The 24,812-nt window shown below is 37.8% G+C and carries 26 protein-coding genes and 1 tRNA gene; 11 read left to right on the plus strand and 16 right to left on the minus strand.

All coding sequences use genetic code 11. From position 1 onward, the window contains the following. The first annotated feature begins 13 nt into the window (after window positions 1–13). The 4 genes from AC5SLP_RS10640 to AC5SLP_RS10655 all read left to right on the plus strand — a co-directional run bounded on the left by AC5SLP_RS10640 (window position 14) and on the right by AC5SLP_RS10655 (window position 5,052). Entirely contained in the window at window positions 14–1,315 is a 1,302-nt protein-coding gene (locus AC5SLP_RS10640; RefSeq protein ID WP_495255126.1) for an anaerobic C4-dicarboxylate transporter, read from the plus strand. A gap of 122 nt (window positions 1,316–1,437) precedes the next feature. Further along, window positions 1,438–2,460: a type II asparaginase gene (locus tag AC5SLP_RS10645; protein WP_495255156.1), complete on the plus strand. Its 1,023-nt coding sequence runs from the start codon at window positions 1,438–1,440 to the stop codon at window positions 2,458–2,460. A 100-nt stretch (window positions 2,461–2,560) separates the two neighbouring features. Further along, window positions 2,561–4,408 (plus strand): sensor histidine kinase, encoded by a 1,848-nt coding sequence (locus AC5SLP_RS10650; RefSeq protein ID WP_495255127.1) that lies wholly within the window; start codon window positions 2,561–2,563, stop codon window positions 4,406–4,408. Beyond that, window positions 4,405–5,052, plus strand: a complete 648-nt coding sequence (locus AC5SLP_RS10655; RefSeq protein WP_495255128.1) for a response regulator transcription factor — start codon at window positions 4,405–4,407, stop codon at window positions 5,050–5,052. The genes AC5SLP_RS10650 and AC5SLP_RS10655 overlap by 4 nt, the downstream gene beginning before the upstream one ends. 176 nt (window positions 5,053–5,228) lie before the next feature. On the opposite strand, the gene AC5SLP_RS10660 is transcribed toward AC5SLP_RS10655, so the two are convergent. The 6 genes from AC5SLP_RS10660 to AC5SLP_RS10685 form a co-directional block, all read right to left on the minus strand. After that, window positions 5,229–5,849, minus strand: coding sequence for a cytochrome c3 family protein (locus AC5SLP_RS10660; protein WP_495255129.1), 621 nt, complete (start codon window positions 5,847–5,849; stop codon window positions 5,229–5,231). Further along, a complete protein-coding gene (locus tag AC5SLP_RS10665) occupies window positions 5,846–6,250 on the minus strand; it encodes a cytochrome c3 family protein (RefSeq protein ID WP_495255130.1) in 405 nt (134 codons plus the stop codon). The genes AC5SLP_RS10660 and AC5SLP_RS10665 overlap by 4 nt, the downstream gene beginning before the upstream one ends. A gap of 66 nt (window positions 6,251–6,316) precedes the next feature. Beyond that, the gene (locus tag AC5SLP_RS10670; protein WP_495255131.1) at window positions 6,317–7,858 is read right to left on the minus strand and encodes a flavocytochrome c; all 1,542 of its coding nucleotides are present in this window, start codon (window positions 7,856–7,858) and stop codon (window positions 6,317–6,319) included. Between the two features lie 141 nt (window positions 7,859–7,999). After that, a complete protein-coding gene (locus AC5SLP_RS10675; protein WP_495255132.1) occupies window positions 8,000–8,692 on the minus strand; it encodes a response regulator transcription factor in 693 nt (230 codons plus the stop codon). A gap of 2 nt (window positions 8,693–8,694) precedes the next feature. Next, window positions 8,695–10,707 (minus strand): sensor histidine kinase, encoded by a 2,013-nt coding sequence (locus tag AC5SLP_RS10680; RefSeq protein ID WP_495255133.1) that lies wholly within the window; start codon window positions 10,705–10,707, stop codon window positions 8,695–8,697. 340 nt (window positions 10,708–11,047) lie between these two features. Beyond that, a complete protein-coding gene (locus tag AC5SLP_RS10685; protein ID WP_495255134.1) occupies window positions 11,048–11,659 on the minus strand; it encodes a lytic transglycosylase domain-containing protein in 612 nt (203 codons plus the stop codon). A 92-nt stretch (window positions 11,660–11,751) separates the two neighbouring features. Here AC5SLP_RS10685 and AC5SLP_RS10690 point away from each other — a divergent pair. Then, window positions 11,752–11,850, plus strand: a tRNA-Sec gene (locus AC5SLP_RS10690). A 4-nt stretch (window positions 11,851–11,854) separates the two neighbouring features. Here the strand turns inward: AC5SLP_RS10690 and AC5SLP_RS10695 are convergent. Beyond that, complete coding sequence (locus AC5SLP_RS10695; RefSeq protein WP_495255135.1) at window positions 11,855–12,202, minus strand: hypothetical protein; 348 nt, start codon at window positions 12,200–12,202, stop codon at window positions 11,855–11,857. Window positions 12,203–12,344: 142 nt separating this feature from the next. Here AC5SLP_RS10695 and AC5SLP_RS10700 point away from each other — a divergent pair, with 142 nt between their 5' ends. Both AC5SLP_RS10700 and AC5SLP_RS10705 read left to right on the plus strand, forming a co-directional pair. Beyond that, window positions 12,345–12,533: a hypothetical protein gene (locus AC5SLP_RS10700; RefSeq protein ID WP_495255136.1), complete on the plus strand. Its 189-nt coding sequence runs from the start codon at window positions 12,345–12,347 to the stop codon at window positions 12,531–12,533. Window positions 12,534–12,675: 142 nt separating this feature from the next. Then, the gene (locus tag AC5SLP_RS10705; protein WP_495255137.1) at window positions 12,676–12,984 is read left to right on the plus strand and encodes a DUF1104 domain-containing protein; all 309 of its coding nucleotides are present in this window, start codon (window positions 12,676–12,678) and stop codon (window positions 12,982–12,984) included. Window positions 12,985–13,008: 24 nt separating this feature from the next. Here AC5SLP_RS10705 and selD read toward each other — a convergent pair whose 3' ends face one another. From selD to AC5SLP_RS10720, 3 genes are all read right to left on the minus strand, one after another. Continuing rightward, the gene (gene selD / locus AC5SLP_RS10710) at window positions 13,009–14,040 is read right to left on the minus strand and encodes a selenide, water dikinase SelD (RefSeq protein WP_495255138.1); all 1,032 of its coding nucleotides are present in this window, start codon (window positions 14,038–14,040) and stop codon (window positions 13,009–13,011) included. Window positions 14,041–14,137: 97 nt separating this feature from the next. Continuing rightward, window positions 14,138–14,728 (minus strand): sulfurtransferase-like selenium metabolism protein YedF, encoded by a 591-nt coding sequence (gene yedF, locus AC5SLP_RS10715; RefSeq protein ID WP_495255139.1) that lies wholly within the window; start codon window positions 14,726–14,728, stop codon window positions 14,138–14,140. Window positions 14,729–14,808: 80 nt separating this feature from the next. Further along, a complete protein-coding gene (locus AC5SLP_RS10720; RefSeq protein ID WP_495255140.1) occupies window positions 14,809–14,997 on the minus strand; it encodes a sodium-dependent tyrosine transporter in 189 nt (62 codons plus the stop codon). A 123-nt stretch (window positions 14,998–15,120) separates the two neighbouring features. Here AC5SLP_RS10720 and AC5SLP_RS10725 point away from each other — a divergent pair, with 123 nt between their 5' ends. The 4 genes from AC5SLP_RS10725 to AC5SLP_RS10740 all read left to right on the plus strand — a co-directional run bounded on the left by AC5SLP_RS10725 (window position 15,121) and on the right by AC5SLP_RS10740 (window position 19,830). After that, a complete protein-coding gene (locus AC5SLP_RS10725; protein ID WP_495255141.1) occupies window positions 15,121–15,906 on the plus strand; it encodes a substrate-binding periplasmic protein in 786 nt (261 codons plus the stop codon). Beyond that, window positions 15,906–18,146 (plus strand): diguanylate cyclase domain-containing protein, encoded by a 2,241-nt coding sequence (locus tag AC5SLP_RS10730; protein WP_495255142.1) that lies wholly within the window; start codon window positions 15,906–15,908, stop codon window positions 18,144–18,146. The genes AC5SLP_RS10725 and AC5SLP_RS10730 overlap by 1 nt, the downstream gene beginning before the upstream one ends. Window positions 18,147–18,268: 122 nt before the next feature. Beyond that, window positions 18,269–18,682, plus strand: coding sequence for a MarR family winged helix-turn-helix transcriptional regulator (locus tag AC5SLP_RS10735; RefSeq protein ID WP_495255143.1), 414 nt, complete (start codon window positions 18,269–18,271; stop codon window positions 18,680–18,682). 8 nt (window positions 18,683–18,690) lie between these two features. Then, window positions 18,691–19,830 (plus strand): MFS transporter, encoded by a 1,140-nt coding sequence (locus tag AC5SLP_RS10740; protein WP_495255144.1) that lies wholly within the window; start codon window positions 18,691–18,693, stop codon window positions 19,828–19,830. 30 nt (window positions 19,831–19,860) lie between these two features. Here AC5SLP_RS10740 and AC5SLP_RS10745 read toward each other — a convergent pair whose 3' ends face one another. From AC5SLP_RS10745 to AC5SLP_RS10770, 6 genes are all read right to left on the minus strand, one after another. Then, a complete protein-coding gene (locus AC5SLP_RS10745; RefSeq protein ID WP_495255145.1) occupies window positions 19,861–20,631 on the minus strand; it encodes an ABC transporter permease in 771 nt (256 codons plus the stop codon). Next, window positions 20,628–21,611 carry an ABC transporter ATP-binding protein gene (locus tag AC5SLP_RS10750; RefSeq protein ID WP_495255146.1) on the minus strand — a complete coding sequence of 328 codons (984 nt, stop codon included), beginning with the start codon at window positions 21,609–21,611 and terminating at the stop codon, window positions 20,628–20,630. Before AC5SLP_RS10750 ends, AC5SLP_RS10745 begins: the two co-directional genes overlap by 4 nt. Further along, the gene (gene wtpA, locus AC5SLP_RS10755) at window positions 21,608–22,558 is read right to left on the minus strand and encodes a tungstate ABC transporter substrate-binding protein WtpA (protein ID WP_495255147.1); all 951 of its coding nucleotides are present in this window, start codon (window positions 22,556–22,558) and stop codon (window positions 21,608–21,610) included. Before wtpA ends, AC5SLP_RS10750 begins: the two co-directional genes overlap by 4 nt. Window positions 22,559–22,775: 217 nt before the next feature. After that, complete coding sequence (locus AC5SLP_RS10760; protein WP_495255148.1) at window positions 22,776–23,513, minus strand: winged helix-turn-helix domain-containing protein; 738 nt, start codon at window positions 23,511–23,513, stop codon at window positions 22,776–22,778. Beyond that, on the minus strand, window positions 23,506–24,288 hold the full coding sequence (fdhD, locus tag AC5SLP_RS10765) for a formate dehydrogenase accessory sulfurtransferase FdhD (protein ID WP_495255149.1): 783 nt from the start codon (window positions 24,286–24,288) through the stop codon (window positions 23,506–23,508). The genes AC5SLP_RS10760 and fdhD overlap by 8 nt, the downstream gene beginning before the upstream one ends. A gap of 110 nt (window positions 24,289–24,398) precedes the next feature. Then, window positions 24,399–24,812, minus strand: a 414-nt coding sequence (locus AC5SLP_RS10770; RefSeq protein WP_495255150.1) for a formate dehydrogenase subunit gamma, incomplete at its 5' end; no start/stop codon positions are given.

A 24,812-nucleotide genomic window follows, 5' to 3' on the forward strand; every position in this document is an offset into this window, starting at 1 on the left:
AAAAGGAGTTACCATGTTATGGTTAGAAGTCATTGTCGTTCTTGCCGCCATCTTTTTTGGTGCAAGACTTGGTAGTATTGGTATTGGGTATGCTGGAGGGCTAGGTGTTCTTGTTTTAACACTTGGCATGGGCTTAAAATTAGGATCAATTCCTATCGATGTTATTCTTATCATTATGTCTGTTATTGCAGCCATTGGTGCGATGCAAGTAGCAGGCGGACTGGATTATATGGTCAGTATTGCGGAAAAAATCTTACGCAAAAACCCTAAACAAATCACTTTCCTAGCTCCTATCGTGACGTATGTTATGACATTTTTTGCAGGAACCGGTCATACAGCGTTTTCAACCTTACCTGTTATTGCAGAAGTAGCAAAAGAGCAAGGCATTCGCCCGTCTCGTCCTTTGAGTATCGCGGTTGTTGCTTCACAAATTGCCATTACAGCTTCTCCAATTTCTGCGGCTGTTGTTTTCTTAAGCGGTGCGTTGGAAAAACAAGGTATCGGTTATCTTGAACTCTTAGCTGTCTGTATTCCTTCATCGTTTTTAGCATGTATGGTCGCAGCATTTGTTTCTAACTTTTTAGGTAAAGAGCTTAAAGATGATCCTGTTTATCAAGAAAGATTGGCAAAAGGCTTAGTTAAAACAAGAGGCGCTACAAAACTTGAAATCAAACCAGGTGCCAAGCTTTCTGTTGCGATTTTCCTTATCTCTATCCTAGCAGTTGTTACCTATGCGACATTGATTAGTGATAAAGTAGGCGTTATTAAACACCCTGTTGTTCCAAGAAACGAAGCGATTATGCTTTTCATGTTTGCAGCAGCAACATTCATCTCTTTCTTTACGAAAATCGAATGTGCACAAGTACTTAACTCTGCAACGTTTAAATCAGGTATGAGCGCATGTATCTGTGTTTTAGGTGTTGCATGGCTTGGTGATACATTTGTAGCTAACCACATCGCTCAAATTAAAGCAGTTGCCGGTGACCTTTTAAATGTTTATCCATGGATGTTAGCAGTGGTTCTTTTCTTTGCAAGTACGCTTCTTTATTCACAAGCAGCAACGACAAAAGCGTTGATTCCAAGTGCATTGTTGCTAGGAGTTTCACCTCTAACTGTTGTAGCATCTTTTGCGGCTGTAAGCGCGCTTTTTGTTCTTCCAACGTATCCAACACTCATCGCAGCGGTTGAAATGGATGATACAGGCTCAACGCGTATCGGTAAATTTGTATTTAACCATCCATTCATCATTCCTGGTGTTATTGCGATTGCTCTTTCTGTTGTTTTTGCCTTTGTTATCGGCGGTATGATTCTGTAAAAGAGCCCTTAGGGAACTCTTTTTATAACGGCTTTTGGGCAATGCTCATAAGCCGTGTTATTTACATGTAAACCAACTTTACAAAAAGGAGTATTAGGATGAATTTTCTTAAAACATCACTTATGGTTGCACTTATTGGTGCCTCTTCACTCATGGCAAAACCAACGATTGCCATTTTAGCAACGGGCGGAACGATTGCAGGAGCGGGAACGTCTGAGCTTAAAAGCTCTTATTCAGCGGGTGCTGTTACCGTAGATAAACTCTTAGCCGCGGTACCAGAAATCAATAAAATGGCAACCATTAAAGGTGAGCAAATCTCTAATATTGGTTCACAAGAGATGACCAACCAAGTCTGGTTAAAACTTGCAAAACGTGTCAATGAGCTTTTAGCACAACCGGATATTGACGGCGTTGTCATTACACACGGAACCGATACCGTTGAAGAGACTTCATACTTTCTTGATTTAACTGTTAAAAGTAAAAAACCTGTTGTATTTGTAGCGGCAATGCGTTCCTCAACATCTATGAGTGCAGATGGTCCGATGAACCTTTTTAACGCAGTCAATGTCGCTATCAACAAAGAGACAACCGGTAAAGGTGTTGTAGTTGTTATGAACGATGAAATCCACAGTGCAAGAGAAGTCACTAAAGTAAACACAACATCCGTGAATGCTTTTGCTTCGCCAAACTCAGGTAAAATTGGTACGGTTTATTACGGCAATGTAGAGTATTATATGCAACCAACACGTAAACACACCGTTGCAACTGAATTTGATGTCAGTAAACTTGAAGATTTACCACGTGTTGATATCGTTTATGGACATCCAAGTGATACAGACGTCATGGTAAAAGCAGCTGTTGCTGCAGGCGCAAAAGGCATCATTCATGCAGGTATGGGTAATGGCAATCCTTTCCCTTTAACTCAAGATGCACTCGCAGAAGCAGTTAAAAAAGGTGTGGTTGTCGCTCGTAGTAGCCGTGTCGGAAGTGGAAGTACAACCCTTGAAGGTGAAGTCGATGATGCGAAGTATGGTTTTATTGCAACCACTACGCTTAATCCACAAAAAGCACGTGTTCTTTTAATGTTGGGACTTACGAAAACCAACGATAAAAAAGCACTTCAAAAAATGTTCTTAGAGTATTAAAAAAATGCTCCATCCTGCTTGGCGGCATAGGATGGAGCACCTTTACATGTAAAAAGGTTGGTGTTATAATGACCTCCCAAAATTTTAAGCAGAGGACAGGATGAAAAAAATTCTTTTGATCAGTTTGATCATGCTTCTGGGTGCTTTGCCGCTTTTCGCCCATGATAAAAAAATCCTCATTATAAACTCTTACCATCGAGGCTTTCAGTGGAGCGACGATGTGCTCTCTGGTATGGAAAAAGTCTTTTACAATCATCCCGAAATCACTATCAATGTTTGGTATATGGACTCTAAGCGCATCAGCTCTGAAGAGTATTACACCAAGCTTCGCGAACTCTATAAACTTCAACTCAAAAAACATAATTATGACCTCATCATCGCTTTGGATAATTTTGCATACGACTTTGTTATCAAATACTACCATAAGCTTTTTACAAACGAACCTGTTTTATTTACGGGTTTGGAGCAGTTTGATCCTAACGACGCACGCGCACAACAGATTGAAGACAGGATGTATGGTATTTTAGAAAAACGTGCCATTCCTGAGACCATTCCGATGATTTCTAAAATGCTACCGCATCTTAAAAAACTCTACATCATTAATGACACCAGCGCTAATGGCGATGATAGTGAACCGTTTATCAAAGAAGCCATCCACGAGCATAATGCGCAATTTGAAATTGAATACATCCGCCAATCAACACTCACAGAACTTGAAGAGCGTTTTTCTAAACCTAACCCTGATGAAGCCGTCTTTTTTATTCGTTTTTACAATGACCGCAATGGGAATCTGTATAAGAACAGTCAAATCGCTTCTATGATTAACAAAAGCGAGTTGCCTGTCTTTATCACCGATACACTCTTTATCGGTAAAGGTGCTATTGGCGGGAAGTTGGTTCTTGTTAAAAATTTAGGAATGCAAACGGGGCAAATGGCAATTAATATTTTAGACCACAAAGTAGCACCCCTCACCGTTCAAGTTTTTAACGAATATAGCTACCAATTTGACGTTCAGAAATTGAAACAATTTGACATTTACCCCAACAGTGCCGTCAAAAAATTTGATTTGGTCAATGCACCTCAAACGTTTTTTGATAAATATCGCAAGTTTATAGATGCCGTTTTCTTGATATCACCTTTTTTAGTCTTTCTTATTTTAGGGTTGATTCACAACATTTATATGCGGATTCGTTCTGAAAAAGAGTTACGCGCGATTGAATTGCAAAAAAATAAACATCAGCAGTTTATCATCCAACAGTCTAAGCTGGCCGAAATCGGGGAGATTTTTTCTTCCATTGCACACCAATGGAAAAATCCTTTAGTCGAAATAGCCACGATTGCGCAAGAGCATGTTTACAGTTGTGAAGCGCAAGATGATGAACAAAACAATCAATACGTCCATGACATTATGGTGCAAGTACGCTATATGACCGACACCATCAATGATTTTCAAAAATTTATTATGCCTTCAACGACTAAAACAGTGTTCGACGCGAGCGAGGCAGTCGAAACCATGCTTAAAATCATTAACCATACGATTAAATACAATTACATTGATGTGACCGTTGATGTCAGCAATGCAACGAATTTAATGATTAGTGGCTATAAAAATGAGTTTATGCAAACCCTTTTAAACATTGTCAATAACGCAAAAGACGAAATCAAAGAGGCGCGCGACGCCAAAAAAATTAAACGAGGGCTCATTCATATCACGCTTTACAATCAAACGAAATACCTCTTTATCACGATTGAAGATAACGCAGGAGGCATACCTGAAGATAAGCTCCCTCACATTTTTAATGCTTACTTTACAACCAAAGAACAAGGACACGGGATAGGACTTTATATGTCAAGACTTATCATCGAAGATAAGATGGGTGGTCGCATTTTCGCTTCCAATCATGGCGAAGGTGCATGTTTTACAATCATTTTAGGAAGTGAACTATGAAAATTTTAGTCTTAGAAGATAACGAACGCCTTGCCAATGTGATTAAAAGTGTCCTCATCAAAGAGGGTTATAGTGTGGATGTGTTTATGGATGGCGAACAAGCATTAGACGCATTAAACCGCGGTTATCACTGTTTTATTCTGGATATTAATGTTCCCTCCATTGATGGCATCTCTATTTTAGAGACCATTCGGTTATACCACAAGGACATACCAGCCATTATCATCAGCTCCAATCATGACTTAGAGAAAATTCAGATGTCTTATGAAATTGGCTGTGATGATTACCTTAAAAAGCCTTTTTTCATTTATGAGTTGGTGCAAAAAGTCAAAAAGCTCTGCCACAAGCCATCCCAAACTATCGCATTGTGGATAGGCTACAACTACGACCTTGTCAATCACCGCTTGTTTGACCCGAATAATGAAGAGATAAAACTCGCAAAAAAAGAGTGCATGTTTTTAGACCTTTTTATCAAAGACCGACACCGTGTCATCACGTTTAACGAACTTGAAGAGTATGTTTGGGAAGGCGAAGAGACCAGTGTACTCAATATGCGTGCACTCATTAAACGATTACGTAAAAAATTACCTGAGGGTGCTATTGAGATGATTAAAGAAGTAGGATACCGTTTAGGGGAACTATAAAAATTTTAATATTCTCTCTCAAGACAAAATTTGAATCTAACCTTCTCATTTTGAGGGTAAACTCAATCAAATTTTAAACTTATGATATGTCTTGATCGTGGCATAAATTTTGAGCATACTTAATGATGTCTAAAAATCAACTCAGCAGAGCAATAGTGAAATTATTCTGCTGAGTCTTATTGTTTAATACCAATTTTTTGATATTTTTCTTGTACTTCTTTCTTCTTCTGAGCCATCTGTGCCTTATATGAATCGTGCTCAGGCATATAATAGTTTAATATATTTCTTAGCCCTTTATGACCAGCATCAATATGACATGAAACACATTTAATTTCTTTCTCTGTTCCTTGTAAACTTTGATAATGCTTATGCATTTTTTGTGCTTGTGCGGTGGAAGATATATTATTTAGAATATTACCATGACATTCTAAACAACCTTTATCAAAAACAAAACTTGCTCTATAATGTCTTTTTTCCAACCAATTAATATCTTCTGGATTTCCGAAAAGATGAATACTTCCTTCAACAATACCATTACGTGCTTTTGTAAAAATATACCCTATGAGATTATCATGAGGAAGATGACAATCAACGCATTTCGCACTTGCACCTACCTTGCCCTTGCCACCATGAACATCCTCTGTATAGGCTATAACCATAGTATCCATTTCATGGCATAATACACAAAATTTTTCATCACTCGTTTTATGCATACCATAATAAGTACCATAGCAAAGAATCACACCTATTAAAATACCTATACCTATAAACATTAAGATAAATAGTTTTCGTTTCATGGTGTTTGCCTCATCCACATATTGGTTTGAATCTCTTTTTCATGGCATTCAGCACACATATTTGTTGAAGGCTTATGTTCATTATGACATTCATCACATGCTAATCTTGTTCCATCATGAATTGAATTGTGTGGATTTGCATTAATAGTACCGATCATCCCTAATCGTTCAGCAAGCTTCTGTTTTGTTCCATGACATTCAAGACATGTAGTTTCTCTAACAACTTTAAACTCTTCTACGTTATTGCCTTGTCCTTCATGACAAAAGACACACTTTAAAGAGAGGCTTGCATGAATTGGCTTTAAAGGATACTTCTCTTTTTGTTCTTGTGTCACTTTGATTTCACTTTCGTTTGCATTTGCAAGAGAAGCATTATCTTCTCCTGCAAATATTATTGTCATACATATACTTGACAAGAATAAAGGAAAACAAAAGACACTCATTAAATGATGTGCCTGTTTCATCACTTAAATATTTTCTCCAGCTACCATACCAAAGACAAGACAATCAGGAATAGAACAGCTTCCTAGCCGACTAGCACCATGGGTTCCACCTGTGATTTCACCTGCAGCATAGAGGCCTGGGATTGGTTTTTTTGTTTTTGTTGATATGACTTGAGCTTTCGTATTAATTTTTAATCCACCCATGGTATGATGAAGTTTTGGCACACCTTTCGTAGCGTAAAAAGGTGCTTTGATAATTTGAACACCTTCCACTTCATTAACAGGTTTTCCAAATTCAGGGTCTTTTTTTGCAGTGACATAACTATTATAAGCTTCTATCGTCTTTTTAAGCTCCACTGGAGATATTTTATAAGTAGCGGCTATCTCATCAATTGTATTGTATTTTTTAACAACACCTGATTGAATAGCTTTTTCTGCAATATCAGGGATAATTTTATCAACAGCCACTTGATCACAAATATTAATAGGATAGTTTTTTTCATCGCCGTTGATCACTTTAAACATTGCTTGAGCACGTGTACGGCGGTCTGCAAGTTCATTCATAAATCGCTTACCTGTCTTCGGATTGACAGAAATTCCGTATCTAAAGGTAGCGTTGATATTAAAATTTGAAGCTGAACCAAATCCCTTTTCATCAGGACATGCCCAAGGGCCAAATTGAATCCAAGATACTTGAACTGGTACAGCACCGATATCAAATGCTTTAAGGAGTACTTCTGCTGTTGCTCCTGGCTGATTTGTAGAATCTGTTTCGACAGGAATACCAGGGTCTTGCATGTTTCGGAAAAAGACATCACGTGAAAACCCACCACTGGCTAAAACAACGGCTTTTTTCGCTTTATAGTATTTTCGATCACCCGTTTTATTTTCTGCATTATCATCTAACGCTTTCATATCAAACTTATAATTTTCTCTGACAATAACTCCGACAACACGGCCACTATCATCAAGAATAAAATCATCAAATTTTGTTCTACTTTTAATAACAGCACCTGGTAATTTTTCCAGATAAGCAAGCATTGGTTGTACAATACCAGAACCACTGCCATTCGCCGTTAAATAAGTTCTAGGGACAGAATGTCCTCCTAAATGTGAAAGTTTTTCGTAAAATTTAGCACCGCATTTTTCGACTAATTTGAGAGCATCATTTCCACGTTCTGCAATGACTTTAAGGTTTTCAGGGTGATTGAGGTTAAGCCCTGCTTTCATAGTATCTTTAGTATACAATTCAACAGAATCCTTAACACCTTCTGTTTTTTGTTTAGGACTATTGACAACAGCTAAAAGACCACCATTAATAATTGAGTTACCTCCCAAACGCCCCATCTTTTCAACAACAACAACTTTATTGCCTTTTTCAACTGAAGTAATTGCCGCAGCAAGAGCCGCAAAACCAGAACCAATAATGACAACATCATACTCATCATCATATTTAACATTATTTGGAGACACAGATGCCGCATTTGCAACACCATTTCCAAGAGCTAAAATACCAGCACCCATAGCACTAACTTTAAAAAACTTACGTCTTGAAATATCAGCCATAATAGACCTCCTTAATATTTTATTACATAAGAATTTAAACATAATAAAATAATAAAAAAGTAATTTTTTCGAACATAAAAAATATAATTATTATTATTTATAAAATATTTATGTGAGATTGGGAGCAGTATTGAGTTATGATCATGACGGCGTATTGAGTCGATAGCCATAGCCAGAAATGTTTTCTATCAAAGCATAATATATTTTTTTTCTGATTTTTTGAACACACATACGCAAAGCCTCAATACTCATACTTTTTTCTTGCCAAACGTAACTCTCAATTATTGAATATTCTACGATGGTATTTATATTTGAGATTAATAAATGCAAAAGGTCTCTTTCTTGCTTTGTTAAAACGATTCTTTCTTGATTTCGATTAAAAAGAAATTTTCTTTTACAGTCATAACTAAAACCACGTCCTAAGAGTATATTGGTATTACAAATATCTTTTGTAGCCATTAGTAGTACTGTTTGAAGATCTTCAATCCGAATCGGTTTGCGTAAGTAACTATAAGCTCTTTGATTAATGCTTTCAGAAATATTTTCAGAATTATCATACGATGTAATGATTATAACAGGTAAATGAGGTGAGATTTTATGCATTGCCGCAACCATTTCAAGTCCATTGATTTCAGGAAGTTGAATGTCTGCAATAACAACATCAGGTTTACTACGTTCAAATATCTCAAATCCAAGCATACCATTCCCCGCAACTTCAACACGCCGGCAATACATCACCAAAGATTGACGTAAAGCATGTGCAGTCATTTCATCATCTTCTACAATAAGAACATGAATTGTAGAAAGTTTTTTTAATACCTTAATATCAAGCATTATCATTCTTCCTTATTTTTTAGTATCGATAGCAGAAATATAGTTGGATTTTCATAAGATAAGAGAGAGAGTTCACCTTGTAATTTTCTTCGCGCAATCAATTGAGAAATATAGAGACCATTTCCAGTCCCTTTTACTCCTTTGGTTGTTTTAAAAGGCTTAAAAAGCATAGGGCGAAAAGTAGTTTTTATACCTGGGCCATTATCTCCTATTTTAAGATGATACGCTGTATCTGTTTCTTCAATACGTATATTAATTTGTTTATTCTGATTTTTGTTTGTTTCAAGCAATGCATCTTTTGCATTTAACATCAAACTAGCAATAATTTGTTGAAATTCATTTTTATAATTATGACAAAGATCATTTTGTATCTCTTTACTAATTTTAATAGTAATCTCTGAGCTTTTAAAATAAGGATCAATAATTAAAAGCGTCTCCTTCACAGTTTCTTCTATGTTGAATAGTTGTAAATTTTGAGAAGGTTTATAAAAATTTCTGAATGTATCTAATGTATTAGATAAATAATGAACATTACAGAGAGTACGATTAATGTTTTCTTCAAAAATTGCATCATCGAGACATCCCATTTCTTTAAATTGCAATAAATTCCCCATCATAATGGAAATAGCATTCAAAGGCTGTCGCCATTGATGCGATATCGCACCAATCATCTCTCCTAAGTCTGCCATTTTAGATTGTTGAAAGAGAATATCTTCTTGTTCTTTCTTCTCTAGTTTTGCTTTTTCTTTTTGAGTTATATCCTCTAAGATTATAATAATTCCTTGACATATACATTGAGTATTTATCACAGGTGATAAGGTGCATAGAAAAGCAATAGTTGTATTTTCATAACAAATATTAAACTTAGTTTCACATGTTATCTGCTTTTTAAGTATTGTCTGAATTTTGTTCGCTATATCGTGTTGAGTTTTTCGTGGGAAGTAATTAACTAAAAGATTTTTGACCGAAGGAAAAGATTTTTCTGGTTTGATTTTTGTTACATGTAATAAATTAAAAAACTGTTGATTGTAGTATGTGACATTTTGATCATTATCTGCAATTAAAAAACCTTTTTCATTATGATCAATAAAGCTATGAATAAGTGTTTGAGCTCTGATAAGTTTTTCCGCATTTTTATACCCACGGTAATTATAAAAAAGATTCAAAATCAAAAATAATGTTAAACTAATACCGTAAATGAGAATATTGATTTCCAATTGTAAATCAACTTTTTCATAAAGCTTTTTTTTATCAAGCTGTGCAATAATATACCATTTAGGAAACTCTATATACGCATAAGAAAAAATATATTTTTCATAATCACAATTATCGGTTGTAAGCGTACATGAATGTTGATTTAAATTATATGTAAACGTATTAAAAAGCTTCTTATCATCTTTATGGGCTAATATATGTTGATTCTGATCTACAATAAAAGCGTTGCCATCATACGGTAACGAAATATCTAAAATTTCTGATTTAATATATTCTATAGGAAGAGTGCCACATAAGACGCCTTGTAAATTATTTTTTTTATTAAAAGGCATACAAATAGAGACAACCATATCTTGTAGCTCATCATCTTTGTAAGGTTCTGTAATAGTTACTTTATTATTCAAAATAGTTGTTTGATACCAAAAATTTGAAATATTATGATAGGATTGGAGAATATAGCCATTTTTGCTTGAAATAGTCATAGTATTGTTATAGCCAATAAACATACTAGCAAAACCTGCCATTCGAGAACAATTCTGCAAAATCTCACAAATTCGCTTTTTATCATTATCTGGGCTTAATTCTACGATGAACGCCTGCGTTATATGAATAGCATCTATTTTGGTTTCTAGCCATTTATTAATGTGATTTGATATATCTCGCATAGATTGAACTTGCAAATCATAGATACTACCTTTAAGTACATATAAATTTACCCAATAATTTGCAATAATCAAAACGAAGAAACCAACACTAAAGAAAAAAATTATTTTGCTATTCTTTAATAAGTATTTTGTCATAGCTTTTTACTTAAACTCTTAAATGAAAACAGTAATATTATAGCAAAAAATTTATTTTTATTTTATTTTATAATATAAATAATAATTTATTATTATAAATTATTGTAAAATTTGCCTTTATGAAGTTGCCCTATTTTAATTCAAGTTAAGCTTTTTTCATTAAAGAGCCTACTGCTCTGATAATCATTTTATAAAAAGATTATCAGAGCATAGTAATGCTAATTTCAACTTTTAAAATTACCTTTCTCATTATCTAAAATAGCGAGAAAATTAAAAGCTATCCATCCATTTTTTCATTATTTATAAATTAGTACAAAAAGTTGATTTTTATTTGAGTCATTTAAGAAGGATTGCGGTAGTAGAGTTTGGTTTTATCTTTTTGGTAAGTGCTGTAAAGCTTTTTAAACTCGGAGAAGACCTTCGCCGAATAAGGGTTGTCATCTATCTTGCCATTATAGGCATTGATAGCGTCTTTATTATTTTTATGGCGTTGAAAACAGGTCGCCAAGATATAAGCACCCACTTGAATATTAATCTTAGGGTCAAACAAATCATAAAATGAGATATTGGCGCGATCTAACAGTGGCTTATGAATTGAGTTGATTTGCATAATGCCCATATCAAACCGTGGATAGTTGCGCGTGTAGAGAAAATGTACGACATGACTTGCTTCGTACTTATTTTTACTCTTAATAGAAATCACTTGAGAATATTGCTTGCTTTCAATGCCTTTTTGCTTCAAAAAAAGTTGCAGTTCTTGTGCTTGCTTGGGTGACATTTTATTGGCACTAAAAGCAACCACATAGCGGTCTAAATCGCTTTCAACTTTAGCGATAGAGTAAAGAAGTCTTGGTTCAATACCGTAAATCTGCCCTACTTTGACCCATATATTTTCACTTTGCGCCCATATAAAAAGAGGCATACACATAAATGCAATGAAACGCAAAAGCATACAAATCTCCTTTTATTGTGTGATTTTCCATTATAAATAAAGCAAACTTTATTCTCTATAAAGCATTACTTGGTTACAATAATTTCCTTTCTGGGGGGTATGTGACTCTGGTGTGCACCACGGCCTTCAAAGCCGATTGGGTGGGCGGTTGACCGTTTGCCGGTAGGTTCGATTCCTACACCCTCTCGCCAACAATTATACGACTTTTTTTAAAAAAGCACTTCCGCATTTTGGGCAATGCCCATCCCAATCTAAGAGATGATGACTATGGCAGTGATGACACATAGGTTTTTGTAATAATTTGGGTATCACTGTTGTTTTATGCTTACGCCTGTGTGTAAATAAATGTTTTACATGTAACCATAGCAGGTAAAAAGCATGAAAAAGAATCTTCTTGGGATGCGACTTTTCTTGAAGATGTCTGCAATCCAAACAGACCATCCACTTTTTTCTCAAACGTGTATGTCGATAGCTTCTTGAAAGCGTAATATGTTCTGTTTCGTAACTGCAAAGAGGGCATAAAAGATAATATCTTGGTTCCATGTATCGTCCTTCAAAGAATCAATATGGACTATAACAATTTCTTCACGGTTTATAAGCATTTCCAATTCCAATCGTTTTTATTGTACTACAGAGTTCCTTGAAATATGTCGATATAGGATTAGCTCTATAGAAGGAGTAGTTCATGGACGCACTAGGCACAAGCGGCTCTGTAAGTACTGGTATTCCTGTATTGAAGCAAGCGACGAAGGTTCAAGAAAAGATGGTTGCACAACTGATGGAATCTCTTCCTAAGCCAACAGAAACTTCATCAACACAGGTATCTGGACTTGCATCAGAAGGCATTGGGCAGAACCTTGATCTCAAGGCGTAAGCTCTTAAGAGATAGCGTCATGCTATCTCTTCTCTCGTTTTAACCCAACACTCTTTTTTAGTAAAATCATTATATATGAATTAACACATAACTAACACTTATGCTTTATACTGCTCTTATAGTTCATTTAAAGGGGGCTTTTATGAAAAAAGTGTTGATGACACTGTGTGTGTTAGGATGCAGTTTAATGGCAACGGATTATTCGGCTATGAGTGCGACACAACTTGCTGCAATGCGAGGTTCTGTGCCTGTTGAAGATCGTGCCGCATTTCAAGCTGCCATGCAGGAGAAAATGCGAACAATGAGTCAAGAAGAACGCCAAACACTCACGCAATCACGCACATCAAATCCAGCAACAGGAAGCATGGGCTCCAATGCTGGAGGAATGGGGAATGGCCTAGGTGGTGGCATGGGAAACGGCGGTAGAGGTGGCGGACGCGGGGGACGCTAAACTTTTACATGTAAGGATTTTTCCTTACATGTAAACTAACGGTTTCACTCCTAGTGGCTGTATTTCAGCGATGATTGCACTATAAGCCAATCCTTCATTGTGAAGATGGCGTAAAAGTTTTGGCGCATCACTTTTTGAAACAGCGATTAAAAGACCACCTGATGTCTGTGCGTCGTACAGCATAATTTCATCGCGATGCGACACTTTGGCATCGACTTTATCACTCAGGTAGGCTTTATTTGTATAAGCACCCGCAGGGATAATACCCATATCTGCCATTGCTCTGGCTTCTTCTACAATCGGTATCGCGCTCATATCAAACGCGATGCTGACACGATTAAAACTCATTTCGTACGCGTGTCCAAAAAGACCAAATCCAGTGACATCCGTACACGCACTCACATCATATTGTTGCATAATACGTGACGCTTTATGGTTTAAAGTCGCCAGTAAAGACGCCACCTTCTCAACCACATGACTCTCGAGCATATCTGCTTTAATTGCTGTGGTTAAGATGCCCATACCAAGCGGTTTTGTGATGATGAGTACATCGCCTACTCTTGGCGTATTATTGCGATAAATTTTTTGAGGATGCACAAAACCCGTGACGCTTAACCCATACGTCATTTCGGGTGCTTCTATGGTGTGCCCACCAATAATGACGCCACCGCATTCTCTCACTTTACTTTCGCCACCGGCTAAAATCTCTTTTAAAACAGAACGAGGCTGATGGCATCCATCAAATCCAACAATATTTAAAGCGGTGGCAACCTCTCCACCCATTGCAAAAACATCACTGAGTGAGTTTGCAGCGGCAATTTGTCCATACACATAAGGGTCATCCACAACCGGCGTGATGATATCAACCGTTTGTACGAGTGCACGTTCATCGTCCAGTTTATAGACACTCGCATCATCGCTTTCATCCATACCGACAAGAACATTTTCATGCGTGCAGTTTAAGCCACCTATCGCTTCTGTGAGGTCGCCCGGACCCAGCTTGGCAGCACAACCTGCAGCTTTGACAAATTTCGTCAATTTTGCTTCGTTGTTCATTTAATACCTTAATTTCAAACTTCTTGAACATACAATGAACAAGAAATACGGTGAACTTTGCTTTTAAACTCTATTCATAGCATTGAATGCAATACCACTAAAGTGAAATGGTTCCTTCTCCACCAAACAACATTTCAATCGTGCCATAGGCATTGCCGATTTTACCAACTTTTAGTTTATCGGTGACGCCATAGAATTCTAAACACACGCCACAGGAATAAATTTCAACGCCTTTTGCTTCAAGGGCTTTAAGCACTTCCATAATAGGAGCACTTTCATCTGCTGTGGTTAAAAGAACCGCCTGATTAACACACACAACACGTTTTGGAAGCTTAGGAAGCTCTAAGGTCGATTTTAAAAAACCGACGATTAATTTAGCACCCAACTCACCGTCACCCACTTTATCGCTTTTTAAAAAGAGTGTTTTATCTAAAAATGCGTCCTCTGTGCTTTTTGCAACAACATTACATGCAAACCCTTTGACAATCGTCACAAGGCTTTTACCCTCGCCCACATCTTCTGCGCGTGCATCAAATCCACCGTTTTGTGCAAAACGAAGAACGTTTTCTTTAGAGGCAACCGAGCTGACCATCACTTCCAAGACAGAATCATTCGGAAGTTCTTCTAATGCTTTTTTAGTACGTAAAACTGGCTCTGGACATGCCAAGCCACTGCAATCGATTTTCATGATTTTTTTCTCCATAGTTAAAATTAAGTTTGTCTACACCGTAGACCTATCGAAAAGAGGGAAAGAGACAGATGTCTCTTTTATTTTTTATTCATCATATTCTCTATCCAAGCACTTGCTGCTTCGACAGAAGGAAATTTTTGGCTTTTTGCCACTTGCACTTGCCCTTCATAAAAACGTACACGAATGCCATCTTGTACTTCGTCGATTTTAATACGCGTAATACGATCTGCATTGAGGTACACTCTATCATTTAATTTTACAAACATGTTTGCTCCTTGTGTCAATAAGTGACCTCATTGTAGCACGATTTTTGTAAATACTAAATATAGGTAATGATTTTGTGTTATACTGTAAAGTATCTTATTTTTTGCCATAAAAAGGTCACGGGCATGAAGTATTTTCTTTGGATCTTTTTGATTATTTGTACACTTTTTTCTCCGCTCAGCGCAGATGCACTCACTTCGATTGAACAAAGTCATAAAATACGTGTATGCATTTGGCCAGAATATTATGGCATCTCGTATGTGGATCCTCGTACCCAAAAACTGATTGGCATTGATGTTGATTTGGCGCATGAGTTTGCCCAGACCTTAGGTGTCAATATTGAATTTATTGCAAGCTCATTTGCAACGCTTGTTGATGATGTGACCAAAAAGCGTTGTGACATTGCTATGTTTGCCATAGGGCATACGCCTGAACGTGAAGCCAAACTCAAACTCACAACACCGCATCTTGCCAGTGATATTTACGCGATTACCACGAAAAGTAATCGACGCATTCACACGTGGGACGATATTGACCAAGAAGGCGTGGTGGTCGCTGTTGCCAAAGGAACCTACCATGTGGCAGTAATGCAAAAAGAGCTTAAAAAAGCAACATTATTGATTGTCGATTCCATGCACGCAAGAGAACAAGAAGTTGAATCAGGACGTGCGGATGTTTTTATGACAGACTATCCGTTTGGTATGCGAATGATTGAACAGCGCGAATGGGCAAAGCTGATTCGCCCGACAAAACCCTTTCATATGACACAATACGGTTGGGCATTGAACAAAGATGAACCAGCGTTATATGAGCGTGTCGAAGCATTTATCAAAGCCATTAAAAAAGATGGCAGACTTTTACAAGCCGCTTCGCGTCACCATTTAGAGCCTATTATCGTTACGGATGAATGATGAACGCCTTGCTACCGCATCAAAAGATTTTTCGGTATATCCTCATTGGTTTTTTTACGGTTGCACTCATGATAGGTTTAATCATTATAACTTTGTCAAACTTGCGCCAAGAGGCTATCCAAACGCATCGTCATGTTGCAATACTGCATGCGACTACCCTTGAAGAGCATTTTTCACAACTGCTTCAACACCTTGATATTACAATTGACCGCATAGCCTTGTTGAGTGAAAATATTTCCAGTACGCAAGCTATCACACCCATTTTGACGGAACTTTTACAAAATGCTCCTTATCTCCGCTCATTATCCCTTCTGGATACCAATGGCGACATTACAGCAAGTTCACACGCACAAAACTTAGGTAAAAAGATATCTCTGGAAAATTTTTTACCCATTCCGTTTGGATCAAATCCTTTACTGAGGATAGGAGTTCCTTGGAGCGGTAGAGATTTCGATAATGCACGTATGAGTACACCCTCTTCTCCTGTTCTTGCTAAAGAGCTTTTTTTTCTTCCTATTTTAAAGAAAGTATTTTTCAATAAGAAACCGTATTATATTATTGCCAATCTCAATATGGATTATCTTGCCAATCGTTACATAACCCTTTTGCCACAAGATCAAGGATTTGTCTCTTTATGGCGATTGGATGGAATTTTACTCTTTTCAACCAACCAAGCGACGCCACTGGGAATCTCGCACTTTTCAGCGACACATCCTCTGGATAGTGAGGATTTTTTTAATCATATGATGAAACAAAATCATTCGGCGTTAAACGTTTATAAAGTAGCACGTTTTTTCCCTTTCGTTATGGAAGTAAAAACCGATGAAAAAAATGCGCTGGGGTATTGGGACCAAGAACGACAAAAGGTGCTAGGTATTAGTATCTTACTCCTCACGCTCATAGGAAGCTTGGCCTTAACACTCATTATTCGCTATGCGAGGGAAAATGAGAGACAAAAACAACAATTGGCATATGAAAAACAGTTTCGTTTAGCCATGGAAGCAACCAATACAGGGCTGTGGACATGGAATCTCATCACCAACGAAATTACATGGGATACCCAGTGTTTTTTACTGTTAGGTTATACGCCTAATGCGTTTCCAACATCGCTGGAAAAAATTTACGAACTAACGCACCCTGAAGAATCGGCGGCTATGTTCTTTGCGATTAAAGAACAACTCCTTGCGCATCACAGTTTTTTGATAGAACGACGTATGCAAACAGCACAAGGAGAGTGGCAATGGATACAAGCCAGAGGAAAAGTCACCGAATACACCTCCACGCATGAACCTTTAATGCTCATGGGTGTTTATATCAATATAGACGCACAAAAGAAAGCCGAACAGTTGCATTTAACAGCGGTTGCGTTTGAAACACAAGAGGCAATTTTAATCACCGACGCAGATGAAAAAGTTTTAAAAGTCAATGAAGCATTTAGTCGAATCACGGGCTACAATGAATCCGATATTCTGGGCAAAACTCCTCGTATTTTACGCTCAGGTCACCACAATCAAGCCTTTTACAATGATATGTGGAGGGCATTACGAACCAAAGGATTTTGGCAAGGAGAAATGTGGAATAAACGTAAAAATGGGGAAGTGTATGCAGAGTACATCACGATTACAGCCATTCGTGATGATGCTGGCATCGTTACGCACTATTTAGCCAATTTCAGCGATATTACAACGCACAAAGTTGCGCAAAAAGAGATTCAAGAAATGGCATATTATGACCCACTCACACATCTTGCCAACAGACGGCTTTTGGATGATACGCTTAACAGAACACTCAAAAAAAGCTATGAAGATAAAAACTTTGGAGCACTACTTTTTATTGATTTGGACCATTTCAAAGAGTTAAACGACACTTTTGGACATGACGCAGGAGATATGCTTCTCATTCAAGCGGCTGCAAGATTAAAAGATTGCATACGCCAAAGTGATTTTGCCGCTCGTTTAGGCGGAGACGAATTTATTGTTATTCTGCCTAATTTGGGAAATCAACGAGGCATTGCTTTTTATTTGACGCAAGCCATTGCCACAAAGATTCTTGCTTTGCTGTGCGAGCCATATTCTTTAACACATGGAAATTATGTTTTAGGTGCAAGTATAGGATGTACACTTTTTGGCGATGACGTTACCAAAGACACGCATAACATTCTCAAAGAAGCTGACCAAGCGATGTATAATGCCAAAGATAAAGGGCGCAACTCCATCTACTTTTTTGACATTATCTCTTAATTTTTACACCACATACCAATCCATTTAATGTTCTTTTGCAGAAATTTTCCAGCAAAAATTTTTAATGCAGACAAAAGATTGCATATGCAATAATTGCATATGCAAATAAATTGGAGTTCCCAATGAAACAATCCGTTCAAGAAAGTGTCGGTTTTCGTATCGCACGCACAGCAAATAAAATCAACCAAGCAATCACCTCGATACTCAGTGAAGATGGTATTGCGCCTGAGCAGAGAATTTTACTAGAAATTTTAACCTCATGCGACCAAGCCAATCAAACTACGTTAGCCACGATGCTTAACAAAAGTGCCACCACCATTAGTCGCACCTTGGATTCGTTAGAAAAAAAAGATTTTATCGTCAAAAAATCGATCAAAGGCGATAAGCGTGTCAATGTCATCGAAGTCACAGAACAAGGTAAAGCTATTTTAGAAAGCACGGAAGCAAAAGTCATAGCATTTCGAGAAACGTTAGCACAAAAATTAACTTCCGAAGAGAAAGAACTTCTCTTCTTACTTTTAGAAAAATTATCGTAAGGCATTTTATGAGTCATTCACACAATAACATCGCACAAAAAGTTACCGTTTTTGCAACCTTCCTTGCCTTTATGGGTATGGGCGTGGTTGATCCCATCCTCCCTGATATTGCACAACATCTAGGTGCGACCAACTGGCAAGTCGAACTTCTGTTTACCACGTACATCTTTATGATGGCACTGATCATGATTCCAGCAGGGATGCTTGCGAGTAAATTTGGGGATAAAAAAATTATGGCATTAGGGCTTGGCATCGTCTCTATCTCTGCTATTTTATGCTCTATGGCACAAAATATTACCTCTTTAGCACTTTTTAGAGCAGGCTGGGGATATGGCAATGCGCACTTTTTTGCAACCGCCCTCATTCTTCTCATCGCGCTCTCAAGTGACCAACACAAAGCGATTGGTCTCTTTGAGGGCTCCATCGGGTTTGGCATTGCTTCAGGACCTCTTTTGGGTGGTTTTGTAGGGCAATACTCTTGGCGTTATCCTTTTTTAGTGACAGGCGCTTTAACCTTTCTCGCCTTTGTATTGGTCATTTTCTTTGTGCAAGAACCTAAAGAGAAGAAATCCCATAAACCAGCAGGTCTAAAAGAATTAAAAGCCCTTTTCAAAGATGCTAAGTTTCTTAAAATCGCTGTTGCCGCAATGTTGTATTATTATGGATTTTTTGTGGTTTTAGCCTATTCGCCGCTTGTCATTCACATGAGTCCTATTGAAATTGGCTTGCTCTTTTTTGGATGGGGACTTGCACTTGCGATTGGCTCGGTTTTTTTGAGTACCAAATTAGAGCGCTACTGGCATGCTAAAAAAATTATTCCTGCCACTCTTTTATGCTTTATGACGGTTTTGATTTTACTTATGAGTGCCAATTCATTGTCGTTTATGTCATTTTTGATTGTCTTAAGTGGTCTGCTCTCAGGTATCAGTAACTCGCTCTTTACAACGTATGTCATGCAAAGCCATTTTGAGCGCAATATCGTCTCAGGTGGATACAATTTTTTACGTTGGACAGGAGCCGCACTCGCGCCCATTGCCTCAGGATTTATCGGTGAGAGCTTTGGCATGAAACTGCCCTATCTTGTGGCGGCACTTTTAGCGCTTCTTTCATTCACTATCATTAGACATACGGCTAAGAAATATGTCTAAAATAAAGAACCATCTTTAAAGATGGTTCTTTTAGCGAAGTTTATTATTAATAAATCTTACGGTTAAGAAAACAAAGATGGAGAGGATAATCATTACCCCAGCAACCGGTGCAGAGTACTGCAATCCAAAGCTCGTGAAACGATCATAAATCAATACAGGTGCTGTCATCGGATGATAGACTAAAATGACCACCGCGCCAAATTCGCCAAGACCCCTTCCCCACATCATCAAACAACCATTGACGATGTCTTTTTTTGCATTGGGCAAAGAGATGGCAAAAAAGACTTTTAGAGGACTCGCCCCTAATGTTCTAGCTACTTTTTCCAGCTTTACATCCACTTTTTTGAATCCCTCTTTAGCGCCATTGATAAGAAATGTAGCCGAGAGAAACATCATCGCTATCATAATGCCCGCTTCAGAGCCAATGAATTTAATCCCAAAATAACCGAAAAAATCACCGATTCGACCACTGCCAAACGCAACTAAGAGTGCAATACCCGCGGCAGTGTGTGGAATCATAATCGGAATATCAACCAATGTTTCCAAAAAAGAACGACCAAAAAACTCATAACGTGCAATTAAATACGCCAATGGAAGCCCTGTGACTAAAGCAAACAGTGTTGAAAACAAAGAAACCTTCATCGTGAGAATAACCGACGCTGAGACATCTGCTTCCCCTAATGTTTTAAGCAAAGTGGCAATATCATTGCCAATGAGCATCTTAAACAAAGGCGTCGTCAAGAAAAGAAGCATCACAAGCCCCAAAAGCGCTAAAAACGTTGTAAACCAATATCGTTTCATAGGTAACATACATCCTTTCGATTAAACCCAATGTAAATGGTTTCACCGCGATTAATAGAACAGCCTTCATGCTCACGTTTCAGCATTTTGACAAAAAATTGATTTTCACCCACCGTGATAAAAAGTTTAAAATGATCGACAATGCCCATACATTCGTCTAACACGCCCTCAAAGCGGTAGTCACATGCCACAGGTTCTTCTTTTGAAACCAAAATATCATTCGGGTCAATGGAGAAAAGTTTTGTGCTATCATCTTCAATCAATGAAGCAGGAAAAATATTTTTAAATCCTAAAAACTCAGCCACTTTAAGAGAACTTGGATGCGAGAGCACTTCATTAGCTGAGCCCACTTGTTGAATTTTCCCATCCATCACAATGGCAATGCGATCAGCTAAGTAAGAGGCTTCACGAAAATTGTGCGTTACATGTAATGTTGTAAGCCCGTAGCGTCTATGAATATCTTTGAGAAACTTCATAATCGCATTACGAAATGTCGGGTCAATGGCACTGAGTGGTTCATCCAGTAGTAAAATTTTAGGGCGCGCAAAAATGGCACGTGCAATGGCAATGCGCTGCTTTTCTCCACCAGAAAGATTATCGATACGTCTGTCTAAAAGTTTTTCCAATCCCAAAAATTCAATCAAATCTTCAAATAAAGCTTCAGCATCTTCAATGTGCTTATAACGTCCCGCAAAACGGATATTTTCACGGACTGTTAAGTTCGGAAACAACGCAAAGTCTTGATAAACAAACCCCACCGAACGTTCTTCTGGAACTTTACATGTAATATCTTCATGGTTATATAAAATCTTCCCACCCACATTGTGCAATCCTGCAATAGACTCCAAAATGACGGTTTTACCTGCACCACTGTGACCTAAAATGACAAAATACTCACCCTCGCCCACATCAAAACTAATATCTTGAAGATGAAAGGCCCCTACATGACATGCAAGGGCTTGCAAAGAGAGAAAACTCATTTTTTTCCTAAAATAGAAGCATCTCCTGTAATCACTGGAGGATTCATCGCATCTTGTCCATTTTTCTTCATAATCGCTTGTCCCTCTGGAGATAAGACAAAGTTTACAAACGCAATTGCGCCCGCTTTATTTACAGGGTTTTTGTCGTTTTCAAACACGGTTAATCCATAGACCATAGGCGCACCTTTTTGTTCTACCACTTGACCTGGTTTTTTCCCGTCAATATTGAAAGAGACTTGGCTATAAACGTCATCATAACGTGCACTTTTTAATGAAACCGCTTCAGGTAATGTCACATATTTGAGGTGGTGTTGGTCTGCTACGGATTTATAGATGTAAAGATAATCGTATTGACCTGCTTCTAAAAGACCGAGTAAGTCTGTCTCTTTGGGTCTTACAACCACTTTTTTGTTGTTTTCTTCACCGACTTCATAATGATCGCCGTATCCAAAAAGTTTATTGTAAAATCCTGGTTTGACATAATATTTTTCAGCCAGCATCGTTACAAGCATTGAACGGTATCCGCATGGGTCAAGATTTGGATTGGAGTGACCTACCACAACACCCTCTTTTAAGAAAATATCAGGCCAGTTTTTATCGTTAATCTCTTTAGCATATTTGGATTTGTCAGTATAAGCAAGAACCATCTCATTGGTGGCAAATTGAGCGTTAAATTTTGCATATTTTGGGATAAGCATAGTATCAATCACTTTATAATCTGCACTTCCCATAACATCGGCACTGCGTCCTAGGTCAGTGACTTTACGGGCCGCGGCAACACTACCACTTGGTTCACGTTGAACATCGTATTGAGGATATTTTTCTTCAAATACTTTTTCTATCTCAGCAAATGGTACAGACAAACTTCCTGCATGAAAGACAACAACAGGCTCTTTGGCCATCAACATACTGAGTGCCAATCCGCTTAGCAACAACATTTTTTTCATATTTACTCCTTAGTAGATGTTATGCAATACCTTAAAACTTAAGGCATAACATAAGACCATGTACTATGTATTTTTAGCATATTCCATCAATGCGTGATGCTAAAAATCAACCTTTAACATCACGTTCATAACCGATATTTTCACTCTGAAGAAATTCTACAAAACTTGCATAGCGCCAAAATAGCCTACCACAATGAAAATGTATTGGCTCTTTGCTTTAGGATTTAAACTCTTTCTCGTTTCGTGGTTTTAAGAAAAGTTCTTTGAACCGCTCGTTGGCATAATTTTCGATATCTGCTTGTAGCTGACGATAATTCTTCATAAATTCACGGGCAACTGGGGTGAGTGTCGTACCTGCATCTTCGCCGCCACCTTGTTTGGTTTGTACCATCACATCATTAATGTTCTTTTGCAAAATTTTGATATGCGTCCATGCTTTTTTATAATTCATACCGATAATTTCAGACGCTTTAGAGATAGAGCCTTCTGTTTCAATCAGCTCTAAAATTTCTGTTTTGCCTTTTCCAAAAAGCAGTTCCCCTTCGGCATTTTCAATCCACGTTTTGGTTTTGACATACAAGCGTGGTCGCTCTTTTTCTTTAAAACAGCCTAACTCACAAAAAGTGACGTCATAGTTTTTCTCTTTAAGCGTGCCTCTGATTTTTTTCAAACCAATGCCAGCAGCGGCAGCACGCGCTGCTTTACATGTAACACGATTTTTTTCATCTAACAGTGGTTTCAGGCGGTTTTCGGCTTCGACATCATAGATGCCGCCTTCAAGCTTGCCAAATTGACCAAGCTCACAAGCATCGATGCGTATATCCATCGCTTTGGCACACGCACCCACTTCTAGCGAAGAACATTTAAGCTTTGCAGAAATTTTAAAGGCGTCACTACAATCGAGTTTACCTTTGTCATTGAGGTATTTTTTAATGAGTTCTTCCATTTCAGACATGAATTCTCCTTGGATGTCGATAAACATTCATCGTATCACCTCTGACAAAACCGATGAGTGTCAATCCAAATTTTTCGGCAATCATCAGCCCCAAACACGTCGATGCGGTGCGTGATGCTAAGATAGGAATTTGATGCATAACCGCTTTGGCTACCATTTCAGAAGAGAGCCTTCCGCTTACCATCAAAAAAGCATTGCTAACATCAATACCTGCCATTTGAGCTTTTCCAACCACTTTATCAATGGTATTGTGCTGTGCAATATCTTCACCAATAAAAAACGTATGCTCATCGGTAAAAAGTTTCGCGGTATGAACACACCCCGTTTGCTCATACAAAGGGCACTCCGTATAAAACTGACTCATCTCTTTGCACAACAGTGAAGCATCAAGCGTAAAATCACTTTTAATGACTTTAGCTTCAATGGCTTCTGGGTCAATGTTAGCCGTCATACTTCTTCCGCACCCACTGATAACAACGCCTTCGGCATTCAGTTTTTTAATGTTATCCTCATTGACTTTGGCTTCAATTTCAACGCGCATACCATCATTAAGAAGCTTGAGTGAAGAGACATCTTTAAAACTTTCAATGATGTTTTCACTCATCAAATAACCAATCGCCAATGCTTCTTGATCCACAGGTGTCGCCATAACGGCTCCCACCTTTTCACCGTTCACATAAAGCTCTAGTTTAATTTCACGAACAAGTGTATCTTCTCGCTCAAACGTCTCTTTCCCTTTGATCTTAGTGATCGTTGTTGAAAAAACGGCTTCCATATGTTTTCCTCAAAATACTATGCCGAAAGGGCATATTTATCGTCAAAAAAATTGTAGCGTACTATTCTTAAAAAAGTACGCTACATTAATTTTTAAAATTTATAAAACCTTTATATCTTACCTTGGTCCTTGAGTTGCTTATACCAAGAGCTGTGAAGTATTGCAACTTCCTCTTCTTCTTTGTATCCGTTAATCATAGAGTAAATTGCTCCTTTAATAGCAATAGCTGCCATATAAACGTGTACCATAAAGAAGGTAGCTACAACCATACCTAAGATATTATGAATCATCGCACTGATACGAAGCAAATCTATTTGGTTTAGACCAAAAGAGGTTGCTATTGGTGAGAGGTTAAGATTTAGAAAATACATCAACCCTCCGGTAAGAATCATAATAATACCACCTGGCATTGCAATCCAGAACCATGCTTTTTGTCCTGCATTAAACTTTCCTGCAGGAACAGGTTTTTTCTCTTTGGAGAGGTAACCTCCTACAATCATCATCCATTTAATATCATCTGAATT

This window comes from Sulfurospirillum sp. E15m (genome assembly GCF_059415145.1).

What these genes read in the sequence shown, in the direction of transcription:
- AC5SLP_RS10640 (WP_495255126.1), top strand. Translation starts at nt 14, where the DNA reads ATGTTATGGTTAGAAGTCATTGTCGTTCTTGCCGCCATCTTTTTTGGT.
- AC5SLP_RS10645 (WP_495255156.1), top strand. Translation starts at nt 1,438, where the DNA reads ATGGTTGCACTTATTGGTGCCTCTTCACTCATGGCAAAACCAACGATT.
- AC5SLP_RS10650 (WP_495255127.1), top strand. Translation starts at nt 2,561, where the DNA reads ATGAAAAAAATTCTTTTGATCAGTTTGATCATGCTTCTGGGTGCTTTG.
- AC5SLP_RS10655 (WP_495255128.1), top strand. Translation starts at nt 4,405, where the DNA reads ATGAAAATTTTAGTCTTAGAAGATAACGAACGCCTTGCCAATGTGATT.
- AC5SLP_RS10660 (WP_495255129.1), bottom strand. Translation starts at nt 5,849, where the DNA reads ATGAAACGAAAACTATTTATCTTAATGTTTATAGGTATAGGTATTTTA.
- AC5SLP_RS10665 (WP_495255130.1), bottom strand. Translation starts at nt 6,250, where the DNA reads ATGACAATAATATTTGCAGGAGAAGATAATGCTTCTCTTGCAAATGCA.
- AC5SLP_RS10670 (WP_495255131.1), bottom strand. Translation starts at nt 7,858, where the DNA reads ATGGCTGATATTTCAAGACGTAAGTTTTTTAAAGTTAGTGCTATGGGT.
- AC5SLP_RS10675 (WP_495255132.1), bottom strand. Translation starts at nt 8,692, where the DNA reads ATGCTTGATATTAAGGTATTAAAAAAACTTTCTACAATTCATGTTCTT.
- AC5SLP_RS10680 (WP_495255133.1), bottom strand. Translation starts at nt 10,707, where the DNA reads ATGACAAAATACTTATTAAAGAATAGCAAAATAATTTTTTTCTTTAGT.
- AC5SLP_RS10685 (WP_495255134.1), bottom strand. Translation starts at nt 11,659, where the DNA reads ATGCTTTTGCGTTTCATTGCATTTATGTGTATGCCTCTTTTTATATGG.
- AC5SLP_RS10695 (WP_495255135.1), bottom strand. Translation starts at nt 12,202, where the DNA reads ATGGAACCAAGATATTATCTTTTATGCCCTCTTTGCAGTTACGAAACA.
- AC5SLP_RS10700 (WP_495255136.1), top strand. Translation starts at nt 12,345, where the DNA reads ATGGACGCACTAGGCACAAGCGGCTCTGTAAGTACTGGTATTCCTGTA.
- AC5SLP_RS10705 (WP_495255137.1), top strand. Translation starts at nt 12,676, where the DNA reads ATGAAAAAAGTGTTGATGACACTGTGTGTGTTAGGATGCAGTTTAATG.
- selD (WP_495255138.1), bottom strand. Translation starts at nt 14,040, where the DNA reads ATGAACAACGAAGCAAAATTGACGAAATTTGTCAAAGCTGCAGGTTGT.
- yedF (WP_495255139.1), bottom strand. Translation starts at nt 14,728, where the DNA reads ATGAAAATCGATTGCAGTGGCTTGGCATGTCCAGAGCCAGTTTTACGT.
- AC5SLP_RS10720 (WP_495255140.1), bottom strand. Translation starts at nt 14,997, where the DNA reads ATGTTTGTAAAATTAAATGATAGAGTGTACCTCAATGCAGATCGTATT.
- AC5SLP_RS10725 (WP_495255141.1), top strand. Translation starts at nt 15,121, where the DNA reads ATGAAGTATTTTCTTTGGATCTTTTTGATTATTTGTACACTTTTTTCT.
- AC5SLP_RS10730 (WP_495255142.1), top strand. Translation starts at nt 15,906, where the DNA reads ATGAACGCCTTGCTACCGCATCAAAAGATTTTTCGGTATATCCTCATT.
- AC5SLP_RS10735 (WP_495255143.1), top strand. Translation starts at nt 18,269, where the DNA reads ATGAAACAATCCGTTCAAGAAAGTGTCGGTTTTCGTATCGCACGCACA.
- AC5SLP_RS10740 (WP_495255144.1), top strand. Translation starts at nt 18,691, where the DNA reads ATGAGTCATTCACACAATAACATCGCACAAAAAGTTACCGTTTTTGCA.
- AC5SLP_RS10745 (WP_495255145.1), bottom strand. Translation starts at nt 20,631, where the DNA reads ATGAAACGATATTGGTTTACAACGTTTTTAGCGCTTTTGGGGCTTGTG.
- AC5SLP_RS10750 (WP_495255146.1), bottom strand. Translation starts at nt 21,611, where the DNA reads ATGAGTTTTCTCTCTTTGCAAGCCCTTGCATGTCATGTAGGGGCCTTT.
- wtpA (WP_495255147.1), bottom strand. Translation starts at nt 22,558, where the DNA reads ATGAAAAAAATGTTGTTGCTAAGCGGATTGGCACTCAGTATGTTGATG.
- AC5SLP_RS10760 (WP_495255148.1), bottom strand. Translation starts at nt 23,513, where the DNA reads ATGTCTGAAATGGAAGAACTCATTAAAAAATACCTCAATGACAAAGGT.
- fdhD (WP_495255149.1), bottom strand. Translation starts at nt 24,288, where the DNA reads ATGGAAGCCGTTTTTTCAACAACGATCACTAAGATCAAAGGGAAAGAG.